Source organism: Micromonospora sp. NPDC047812, from assembly GCF_040704175.1.
Classification (GTDB): domain Bacteria; phylum Actinomycetota; class Actinomycetes; order Mycobacteriales; family Micromonosporaceae; genus Micromonospora.
Window position 1 is genome coordinate 17,515 of record NZ_JBEYRY010000003.1, and the last position, 10,514, is coordinate 28,028.

Annotated in this window: 8 protein-coding genes; 6 read left to right on the forward strand and 2 right to left on the reverse strand. The window is 72.9% G+C overall.

Annotation, left to right across the window (positions count from 1 at the left end; translation table 11 throughout):
• Positions 1 to 4: 4 nt before the first annotated feature.
• Both AB0883_RS15115 and AB0883_RS15120 read right to left on the reverse strand, forming a co-directional pair.
• Positions 5 to 1,024, reverse strand: a complete 1,020-nt coding sequence (locus AB0883_RS15115) for a TAXI family TRAP transporter solute-binding subunit (protein WP_366641769.1) — start codon at positions 1,022 to 1,024, stop codon at positions 5 to 7.
• Positions 1,021 to 3,144 (reverse strand): TRAP transporter fused permease subunit, encoded by a 2,124-nt coding sequence (locus AB0883_RS15120; RefSeq protein WP_366642226.1) that lies wholly within the window; start codon positions 3,142 to 3,144, stop codon positions 1,021 to 1,023. Before AB0883_RS15120 ends, AB0883_RS15115 begins: the two co-directional genes overlap by 4 nt.
• Positions 3,145 to 3,659: 515 nt before the next feature.
• On the opposite strand from AB0883_RS15120, the gene AB0883_RS15125 reads away from it, so the two are divergent.
• The 6 genes from AB0883_RS15125 (at position 3,660) to AB0883_RS15150 (ending at position 10,469) form a co-directional block, all read left to right on the forward strand.
• Positions 3,660 to 4,592 (forward strand): ABC transporter ATP-binding protein, encoded by a 933-nt coding sequence (locus AB0883_RS15125; protein WP_366641770.1) that lies wholly within the window; start codon positions 3,660 to 3,662, stop codon positions 4,590 to 4,592.
• A 314-nt stretch (positions 4,593 to 4,906) separates the two neighbouring features.
• Positions 4,907 to 5,443, forward strand: coding sequence for a hypothetical protein (locus tag AB0883_RS15130; RefSeq protein WP_366641771.1), 537 nt, complete (start codon positions 4,907 to 4,909; stop codon positions 5,441 to 5,443).
• A 104-nt stretch (positions 5,444 to 5,547) separates the two neighbouring features.
• Positions 5,548 to 6,348, forward strand: coding sequence for an ABC transporter permease (locus tag AB0883_RS15135; protein ID WP_366642227.1), 801 nt, complete (start codon positions 5,548 to 5,550; stop codon positions 6,346 to 6,348).
• 10 nt (positions 6,349 to 6,358) lie between these two features.
• Entirely contained in the window at positions 6,359 to 7,168 is an 810-nt protein-coding gene (locus AB0883_RS15140; RefSeq protein ID WP_366641772.1) for an ABC transporter permease, read from the forward strand.
• Positions 7,169 to 7,231: 63 nt separating this feature from the next.
• Complete coding sequence (locus AB0883_RS15145; protein ID WP_366641773.1) at positions 7,232 to 8,350, forward strand: YihY/virulence factor BrkB family protein; 1,119 nt, start codon at positions 7,232 to 7,234, stop codon at positions 8,348 to 8,350.
• Positions 8,351 to 9,290: 940 nt separating this feature from the next.
• Positions 9,291 to 10,469, forward strand: a complete 1,179-nt coding sequence (locus AB0883_RS15150; RefSeq protein ID WP_366641774.1) for an ROK family protein — start codon at positions 9,291 to 9,293, stop codon at positions 10,467 to 10,469.
• Positions 10,470 to 10,514 lie beyond the last annotated feature (45 nt).

Sequence of the window (10,514 nt, forward strand, 5' to 3'; positions counted from 1 at the left end):
GGGATCAGCGTGCGCCGAGGTCCTGCAACGCCTTGTCCGCGCCGCGGTGCAGCGGTACGGGGTCGGTCTTGCGGGCGTTGTCCAGGCTGATGCCCTTGGCGGCCGGGTTGGCCTGCGCCAGGGCGTCCTTCTTGTCGAACACCGTCCGGGTGATCGCGCAGGCCACGTTCGCGTTGAGGTCCTTGCGGACCAGCAGCACGTTCGGCACCACGATGGTCGGGGTGTCCGCGGCGGTCTTGTAGACGTCCGCGCCGATGGTCCCGGCCTGGTACGCCGGGTTGAGCTCGGTCATCTTCGGCAGCAGCGGGGTGATGTCGATGAACTTCACCTTGTCCCCGGCGGTGGTAAACAGGTCGGTCAGCCCGCCCGTGGGCACCCCGCCCGACCAGAAGAGCCCGTCGACGCTGCCGTCCTTGACGCCCTCGACGGACTTGGTCAGGTCGAGCCGCTGCGCCTGGACGTCCTTGGCCGGGTCGAGGCCGGCGGCCTCCAGCAGCCGGTTGGCGATGACCTCGGTGCCGGACTTCGGGGAGCCGGTGGAGATCTTCTTGCCCTTCATGTCGGCGACCGAGTTGATCCCCGAGTCGGCCCGGACGACGACCTGCGTGTAGTTGTCGTAGATCCGGGCGAGCGCCTCGACCGGCTGCGGCGCCGTGAAGCTGCCCTTGCCCTGCACCGCGTTGACCGCCGTGTCGAACAGGGAGAAGGCGACGTCGTACTGGCCGCCGACGAGCTGCTCGACGTTCTGCACCGAGGCGCCGGTCTCGGCGGCGGTGCCGGTCAGCTTGCCCTCGGTCGCCCCGGAGAGCTGACCGGCCAGGGCGTTGCCGACCACGTAGTAGACGCCGGTGGCGTTGCCGGTGGCGATGCCGACGCGGGTGCTGTCGGTGACCTTGCAGGTGATCTCACTGGCGGCGTCGTCCTTGGTCGCGCCGTCCTGACGGCCTCCGCAGCCGGCGGTGCCCGCGGCGACGAGGGCCAGCGCGCCAACCCCCGCGGCGAGCCGCACGTTGATCCGTCTCACTGTTTTTCCTCCCCATGGTTCACCGTTGGTACTGCTGACGGCCCGCCGTTCCGACCGGCGGATCCGCGTCTGACGAGCACACCCGCCACCATGACGGCGGCCAGGGCGGCGCCGATCGCGACGGGCACGGGTTCGAGCCAGAGCAGCGTCAGCCCGGCGAGCGCGCCGACGATCCGCTCCGGCGTGCCGGCCGGGCCGACGCCGGGCAGCCAGCCGCCCGCCGCCACCGCCAGCACGGCGACGCTGAGGGCGGCGACCGTCGCGGCGACGGCTATCCGCTGCGGACCCCCGATGCCGAGCAGCCCGAGACCGGTCGGGGTGACCACGAAGGCGAGCGGGATGAGGTAGGCCGGCAGGGCGTACCGCAGGGTCTGCCACATGGTCGGCACCAGCCGGCCGCCGGTCACCGCGGCGGCGGCCACCGCGGCGAGCGCGGTCGGCGGGGACGCCTCGGACAGGACCGCGAAGTAGAAGACGAACATCGCCGCGGCGGGCGCGGTGACGCCCAGGTCCAGCAGGGCCGGGCCGATGATCACCCAGCCGATCACGAACGACGCGGTGACCGGCACGGCCAGCCCGAGCAGGGTGAGCGCGAGGGCGGCGAGCAGCGCGGTGAGCGCCAGCACCACGGCCGGTTCGGAGCTGACGGCCTGGGCCCCGCTGACCAGCAGCGCCGCCGCCTGGGGGCCGAGGCCGGTCTTGGTGGTGGTGGCGGTGATGATGCCCGCGGCGGCGCAGACCGCGCTCACCGCGAGCACGCCGCGCACCCCGGCGCTCAGCGCGGCGAGCAGGCGGGCCGGGGTGAGCCGATGCCGACGGTCGAGGAAGGACAGCGCGGCGGCCAGGACGGTGGCCAGCACCACGGCCTTCGTCGCGGAGAAGCCGACGGCGAGCAGTCCGACGATCGCGAAGAGCGAGAGGAAGTGGTAGCCGAAGCGGGCCAGCAGCCGGCCGGCCGAGGCCGCCTCGATCACCACCGGCCGCACGCCCGAGCGCCGGGCGTCGATCTCGACCGCGAGGAGGATGCCGAGGTAGTAGAGCACCGTCGGGACGGTCGCCCAGCCGAGCACCTGGAGATACGACACGCCGAGGTACTCGGCGATGATGAAGGCCGCCGCGCCGAGGGTGGGCGGGGAGAGGATCGCCCCGACGCCGGCCGCGGCGAGCATGCCGCCCGCCCGCTCCGGCGGATAGCCGGCGCGCCGCAGGACGGGCCAGGTGACCGCGCCGATGCTGACGGTCGTCGCCGCGCCGGAACCGGAGACGGTGCCGAGCAGGAACCCGGAGGCGACGGCCGTGCGCCCGGCGGCCGTGCGCGAGCGCCGGAAGGCGGCGGCGGAGAGCTCCACGAAGAACCGGCCGGCCCCGGAGAGGTCCAGCACCGCGCCGTAGATGGTGAACAGCACGATGTACGTCGCCGCGACGTCGAGCGGGGTGCCGTAGAAGCCGCTGTCGGAGTTGTAGAGGCCGTCGACGATCTGTCCGAAGTCGAGGCCCGCGTGGGCCACCGGCCAGGACTGGGGCAGCAGCCCGCCGTAGTAGCCGTAGCCGAGGAAGACCACACAGACCGCCGGCAGGATCCATCCGGTGGTCCGCCGGCACGCCTCCAGCAGCAGGATCAGCAGGACGGTGCCCATCGCCACGTCCACGCCGACCAGCAGGCCCTGCCGGTCGAGGAAGGCGTCGTACCCGCCGCCGCCGTCACCCAGGCCGACGGGCAGCACCGGGTAGAGGCAGCTGACCAGCGCCGCGCCGGCCAGGATCCAGTCCGGCAGGGTGGGGCCCCGGCGCGTGGGGCGGTCGGTGGGCGCGGCGTCGCTCGGCGCGTCCGCGCGACGCAGTCGCCGGGGCAGGCGCAGATCGGCCGGGTACGCCAGGAAGACCATCGGCAGGATGCCGGCCAGGAAGATGACCAGGTAGAACTTGCTTCCCTGCGGCAGCGGGCTGAACACCTGCCAGAGGGCGAGCAGCGCGATCGCCAACGTCGTTCCGGTGACCAGAACGCCGATCGGCCCGGAGAGTTCCCGCCCGGGCTTTTCGTCCTCGAACTGCGCGGCGAGTTCCCGTGGATCGGGCGCGGCACCGTCTGGATCGGACCGATCGTCCGTCCCGGGCGGCAATGGAACCGGACCGCCGTCCGGGGTGGACTCGGGGCCCACGGTGGACGGCTGCGGGGCGGGCTCGCCGGATGAACGCACTGGTGGCACGAGGGGGGACGATACGCGAATAAGATACCGGGCGGAATATTGCTGATCATGATTGCAGCCAGTAATTAAATGGGACTTTCGATTACGGAGAGAGACTGTTATCGAGCCCGGATATGCGGCAGGATGCGCGCCCTGATTGGTAAGAATGCGGCAAGCCGGGAGCGGGCCGTATCCGATGCGTCCACTCTGGTCCGGTAGCGGCGCGTTTCCGACCCGCCCTCGCGCGGTGGCCGCCGCGTCGGCGGCATCGCACGAAGCCATCACGCAGCGTAGTTTTCGTCGCTCTCCGTTGCCGAAAGGGCCCTGACCAGGGCGCCTGCACCCCTACCGCCCGGCCCCACTCCTGCCGCCGGCTCCACCCCTACCGCCGGCGACGGCCCCGGCCGCGATCGGTCGGAGGTGTCGGCGCCGGAGGTTATGGTCGGGCGGTGACCACGGCTCCACCACTCATCCAGGCGCGGGCGCTGGTGAAGCGGTTCGGCGACTTCACCGCCGTCGACGGCATCGACGTCGAGGTGCGTGCCGGCGAGGCGTTCGGCTTCCTCGGGCCCAACGGCGCCGGCAAGTCCTCCACCATGCGGATGGTCGGCTGCACCTCCCCGCCCAGCGGCGGCGAGCTGCGCATCCTCGGCATGGATCCGGTCCGCGACGGGCCGGCGATCCGGGCCCGCCTCGGCGTCTGCCCCCAGCTCGACAACCTGGATCCCGAGCTGACCGTCCAGGAGAACCTCACCACCTACGCGCGCTACTTCGGCATCTCCCGCCGGGTGGCCCGGGCGCGGGCCGCCGAGCTGCTCGACTTCGTCCAGCTCACCGAGCGGGCCGACAGCAAGGTCGAGCCGCTCTCCGGCGGCATGAAACGGCGGTTGACCATCGCCCGCGCGCTGGTCAACGAGCCCGAGATCGTCCTGCTCGACGAGCCGACGACCGGCCTCGACCCGCAGGCCCGGCACCTGGTGTGGGAGCGGCTGTTCCGGCTCAAGCAGCAGGGCGTCACGCTGGTCCTCACCACCCACTACATGGACGAGGCGGAGCAGCTCTGCGACCGCCTGGTGGTGATGGACGGCGGACGGATCGTCGCCGAGGGCTCGCCCCGCGCGCTGATCGACCGGCACTCCACCCGGGAGGTGGTGGAGCTGCGGTTCGCCGCCGAGTCGCAGGAGGCGTTCGCCGGCAAGCTCGACGGGCTGGGGGAGCGCGTCGAGGTGCTGCCCGACCGGATCCTGCTCTACGTGCCCGACGGCGACGCGGCCGTCACCGAGGTCGGCGAGCGGGGGCTGCACCCGGCCAACGTGCTGGTCCGGCGCAGCAGCCTGGAGGACGTCTTCCTCCACCTCACCGGCCGCACCCTGGTCGACTGACGGGCGGGACGGCCGGCTCGGCGCCGGGCACCGCCGTCCGGCCATACGGCGGTCCGCGTCGTCCGCGACGGTGCGTGTCGTCCGCGACGGTGCGTGTCGTCCGCGTCGTCAGGTCGTCCGCGCTGTCTGTGCCGTCCGTGCCGACCCTGCCGGCCCTGCCGACCCGGCCCTGCCGACCGTGCGGTCCGGGCTGCCCGCGGCGGGTGTGCCGCCGGGAGGCGGGTCGTGACCGGCGGGTGCGGCGGTGCCGGTCGTTACGTAGCATCGGCGGGCTGGCGGCACGGCGTCCGCCCGGCGACGCACACGGGGGTGTCATGTCGAGGTTGGAGTTCCAGTCCCGCCGCCAGGCCGGGCTCGCCGCGCTCTATCTGGGCGTCTTCGCGACGATCTGGTTCAGCGTGCCGGCCGCCGAGCAGCCGCTGCGCGCGCTGCTGGTGGTCGCGAGCGGCGCGGCCCTGGTCACGGCGGTGATCGGCGCCGTCGTCGTGGCCCGCAGCCGAGGAGCCGTCGCCCACGACCGCGCCGCCGACCGTCGCTACCTCCTGATCGTCCTCGCCGAGTTCGCCGCCGCCGGGCTCGGCGCCGTCGTGCTGGCCCTCGTCGGGCGGTCGGAGTTCATCCCGGTGCTGGTCTGCGCCGTGGTGGGGCTGCACTTCTTCCCCCTCGTGCCGGTGCTGCGCGACCCGCTGCTGCGACCGCTCGGGGCGGCGATGTGCGTCGTCGCCCTGGCCGGGCTGGTCACCGCGCTCGCCACGGCGGCGTCCGCGGGGCTCGTCGTCGGCACGGGTGCCGGGCTGCTGCTGCTCGGCTACGCGGTGCTGGCGCTGCTCCGTACGGCCCGGCAACGCTGACGGACGACGGCGCCGGGCCGCCGTAGGGTGGCCACGGCCTGTCGTACCCGCGAGGTAGGAAGGTCGTGGTGGGCGCGGAGCGAGACGGGGGTGGTCGCGTGAGCGTGGCGCAGTCGGCGCGGGAACGGGCGCGTCCAGCGCTGCCGCGGGTGCCGGCGCTCGCGGTGCTGGCGCACCATCTCGTCGGCTACCGGCGCACCTGGCGGGCGGGGCTCTTCTCGTCGTTCCTGCTGCCGGTGCTGACCGTGGTCGGGTTCGGCGTCGGCGTCGGCTCCTACATCGACCAGGGCATCGGCGGGGTGCCCTACCTGGACTGGATCGTGCCCGGCCTGATCGCGTCGACGGCGTTGCAGACGGCCGTCAGCGAGTCGACGTGGCCGGTGTTCGGCAACTTCCAGTGGGTCAAGACCTACTTCGCGCAGAGCGCGGCGCCGCTGCGGGTGGGCGACATCCTCGGCGGGCACCTGGCCTTCGTGGTGTTCCGGGTGGTCACCACCGTCGCGGCGTTCCTGCTGGTGACGGCCCTGTTCGGGGCGCTGCGGTCGCCGTGGGCACTCGCCGCGCTGCCGGTGACGGCACTGCTCGGGCTGGCCGTCGCCGCGCCGACCTTCGCGTACGCGTCGGTGGTCTCCGTCGACAGTTGGCTGGCGATGCTGCTCCGCTTCGCGGTGATCCCGATGACGCTCTTCGCCGGCGTGTTCTTCCCCGTCGAGTCGCTGCCCCTGGCGCTGCGCTGGCTGGCGTACGCGACCCCGCTCTGGCACGGCGTCGACCTGTGCCGGGCGGCGTCGCTCGGCGTCGCCCCGCAGTGGTCGGTCGCCGGCCACCTGCTCTACCTCGCGGCCTGGGCGGTCGGCGGCTGGCTGCTGGCCCGTCGCGCGTTCCGTCGCCGGCTGGTCGTCTAGGAGGATCGCAGTGGTCGGTCTCGTCCTGCCCCGGCTGGTCGCCGTCTCCGCCGCGTCCCGCCGGTCGGTCTCCGTGGCCGAGCGCAACGTCGCGGCCCTGAAGGCCGTCTACTGGCTGCTGCTCGTCTCCGGCTTCGTGGAGCCGCTGCTCTACCTGCTCTCCATCGGCGTCGGGGTCGGCACGCTGGTCGGTGACCTCACGCTTCCCGGCGGCGAGGTCGTCACCTACGCGGCGTTCGTCGCGCCGGCCATGCTCGCGTCCTCGGCCATGTCCGGCGCGCTGTCGGAGACGACCTTCAACTTCTTCGGGAAGATGAAGCAGATGAAGCTGTACGACGGGGTGATCGCCACCCCTGTGCAGCCGTTCGAAATCGCGGTGGGAGAGCTGCTCTGGGCGATGCTGCGCGGCAGCGCCTACTCGGCCGCCTTCCTGGTGGTGATGGTGGCGATGGACCTCACCACCGCCGCGCGGGCACTGGTCGCCTTCCCGGCGGCCGTGCTGGTCGGCTTCGCCTTCGGCGCGCTGGGAATGGCGATCACCACCTTCATGCGCAGCTGGCACGACTTCGACCTGATGTCGGCGGCCCAGTTCACCCTCTTCCTCTTCTCCGGCACGTTCGTCCCCGCCGAGTCCTACCCGGCCGCGCTGCGCTGGGCGGTGGAGGTGACCCCGCTCTACCGGGCGGTGCACCTCATCCGCGGCGTCTCGGTGGGCGCGGCCGGCTGGGAATGGGTGCTCGACGTTCTCTACCTGCTCGCGGTGATGGTCCTGGGGCTGCTGGTCGCCTCGCGCCGGATGGGCAGGTTGCTCTACGGCTAGGGGTTAACGGTGGCCGTCGCCTGGGCATGTCGAGGGGACTGACACCGACCACGAGGAGGGGCGATGGCCTCCGACGAGTCCTCCACCCGCAGCGGGCGCGACCGCGACGATTCCGGGGCGGTGGCCGCCGGCCGGGTGGGCGACCGCCGGACGGGCCGCGCGGACCGGGGATCCGACCCCGTTCGTGCCGAGCGGCGCCGCCCGGGTCGCGGCCCGGTCGGGCCCGACGAGGGGCCCGACAGCCCGGCCGAGCTGCCGGGCGCCGGTTGGAAGGCCGCGCTGCGCCGCACTGTGCGGGAGTTCCAGGACGACAGCCTGACCGACTGGGCGGCGGCCCTGACGTACTACGGGGTGCTCTCCATCTTCCCCGGCCTGCTGGTGCTGGTCTCGATCCTCGGCCTGCTCGGCCCGGGCGCCACGCAGGGCGTCAAGGACACCGTCAACCAGGCGGTCCCGCAGGGGGAGATCCGGCAGATCGTCGAGGGGGCCATCGACCAGGCGCAGCAGAGCGGCGGTTTCGCCGGCTTCGCCGCCATCCTCGGTCTGCTGGCCGCGTTCTGGTCGGCGTCGGGTTACGTCGCCGCGTTCATGCGGGCCTCCAACACCATCTACGACGTGCCGGAGGGGCGCCCGATCTGGAAGACGCTGCCGATCCGCGTCGGGGTGACCGCGGTGATCGGCGTGATGCTGCTGGCCAGCGCCGTGATCGTGGTCTTCACCGGCGGCCTCGCCGAGCAGGTCGGGGAGGCGATCGGGCTGGGTTCCACGGCGGTGACCGTGTGGAACATCGCCAAGTGGCCGGTGCTGCTGCTCCTGGTGAGCCTGATGTTCGCGATCCTCTACTGGGCGTCGCCGAACGCCCGGCACGGCGGCTTCCGCTGGGTCAGCCCGGGTGGCGTACTGGCCGTGGTCATCTGGTTGGTGATCTCGGGCCTGTTCGCGCTCTACGTGAGCAACTTCGGCTCGTACAACAAGACGTACGGGGCGCTCGCCGGTGTGATCATCTTCCTGATCTGGCTGTGGCTGAGCAACATCGCGATCCTCCTCGGCGCGGAGTTCGACGCCGAGCTGGAGCGCAGCCGCGCCATCGAGGCGGGCCACTCCCCGGACGAGGAGCCGTACGTCGAACTGCGCGACGACCGCAAGCTCAAGAAGAAGCGCAACGCCGCCAACCGCAGCTGACCTCGGCCCGTAACCGACCTGCCTCCCCGCCGCCCCGCCAGCTGTCCGGTGCCGGGGCGGCGGCACACCCGCGCCGGCCCTGGCACGTTCGCCGGTGCCACGGCTCGCCTCTCAGCGCTGGCGCGCTGTCACCCACCCACTCGCCTCGCGGCGCGGGCGTGCCGGCCGGTCCGCCACCGCCTGCCTCGTGGCGTGTGGACGTGCCGGCCCACCCCGTCCGTCACCCGCCTGTCCCGTTGCGTGGGCGTACGGGCGCCCGACCACCCCGCAGGCCTCGTGGCCGCGGGGCGTGCCGGCCTGCCTACCTCGTGGCCTGAGTGTGCCGGCCACCGCCCCGTCAGCCTTCTTCGCGGTGTGGCGTGGCGTGCCGGCCCACCGGCCCACCTCCTAGCGTGGGGCGTGCCCCATCCACCCGCCTGCTGGCGCGGCCGTGCCCCATCCACCCGCCTGCTGGCGCGGCCGTGCCCCATCCACCCGCCTGCTGGCGCGGGCGTGTCCCCACCCGCCCGCCCGCCTCCTCCGAAGTGATCCCGAGGTGATCAGGACATGGTGGACCTTATTCGCCGGTTTTTAGGTCCATGGGGTCCTGATCACCGTCCGAGGGCTGCGGCGACACCGGCGGCTGGGGGTGGCGCGGGCCGCCGCCCCGGCGGGCGTACGACCGGGCGGTCACGGCTGGCGGTCCGAGGGCGGCGCAGCGTCGTGGGCTGGTGCGGCAGCGCTGCAAGCAGGGCCGCCAGACCGGGTGGGTGTCACGCGGACGGCGTGGGAGGTGTCGGGGCGGCTTTTCTTGATCTACTCGAAGCTTTTGCTCGTACGGACAAAAGTTTGCGTCAGATCGGCCGAAGCTCTGGACACGTGACACGGAACACTCCTAATGTGTCGGCACGACACCTCGGCATTACGTCGATGTGAACGAGCCCGCGAAGAGGTGAGTCCGGTGCGGACGGTCGACCCCCTGCACGTACGGCTGCTGCGGCTGCTCCGTGACGAGGGGGCGGTGTCCCGGGCCGAGCTGGGCGACCGGTTGCAGATGCCCCGTCCCCGGCTGCTGGCGGAGCTGGAACGGCTCGTCGCCCTCGGCTACGTCGCCGAGGCGGGGCTGGCCGCCTCCCGGGGCGGGCGCCGCTCCACCCTCGTCGAGCTGAGCCCGCGCCTGCGCTTCGCCGCCGTCGACCTCGGCGCCAGCTCCATCGACGTCGAGGTGGTCAACGGCCGGCTGGAGCCGGTCGCCGCGTACGCCGAGGCGGCTGACATCCGCACCGGCCCGAAGGTGATCCTCCAGCGGGTCAACGAGTTGCTGCACAAGGCCCGGGTGGACGGTGCCTACGAGCGGCTCGACGCCGTCGGCATCGGGGTGCCCGGCCCGGTCAGCTTCCGCGACGGCGTGCCGGTCTCCCCGCCGATCATGCCGGGGTGGGACCGGTTCCCGGTGCGTGAACTGCTCACCCGCGAGCACGGCTGCCCGGCCGTGGTCGACAACGACGTCAACATCATGGCGATCGGGGAGCGGCACGGCGGGGTCGCCCACTCCGTGGACGACTTCCTCTTCGTGAAGATCGGCACCGGAATAGGGTGCGGGATCTACCTCAGCGGCGAGGTCTACCGGGGCACCGACGGCTGCGCCGGCGACATCGGCCACATCCAGGTCGACGCGCACGGCCCGATGTGCTCCTGCGGCAACGTCGGCTGCCTGGAGGCGCTGTTCAGCGGGGCCGCGCTGGCCAAGGACGCGACCGCCGCCGCGCGCAGCGGGGTGTCGCCCGCGCTGGCCGAACGGCTCGCCGCGCGCGGCGCGGTGACCGCGCTGGACGTCGCCGGGGGCGCCGTCGAGGGGGACGTGACCTGCATCCAGCTGATCCGCGACGGGGGTCGGCGGGTGGGTGGGGTCCTGGCCGGGCTGGTCAGCTTCACCAATCCGTCGATGATCGTGATCGGCGGCGGGCTCGCCCAGCTCGGGCACATCCTCCTCGCCGAGATCCGCAGCGTCGTCTACCGCCGGTCGCTGCCGCTGGCCACCGGCAACCTTCCCGTCGTCCTCTCCGAACTCGGCCCGCGCGCCGGTGTGGCCGGCGCGGCCGTGCTCGCCAGCGACGTCGCCTTCGGGGAGGCGTCGTGAGCGCGAGGAGTGGGCCGGGTTTGCGAGCCCCGCAGTCGCGAACGG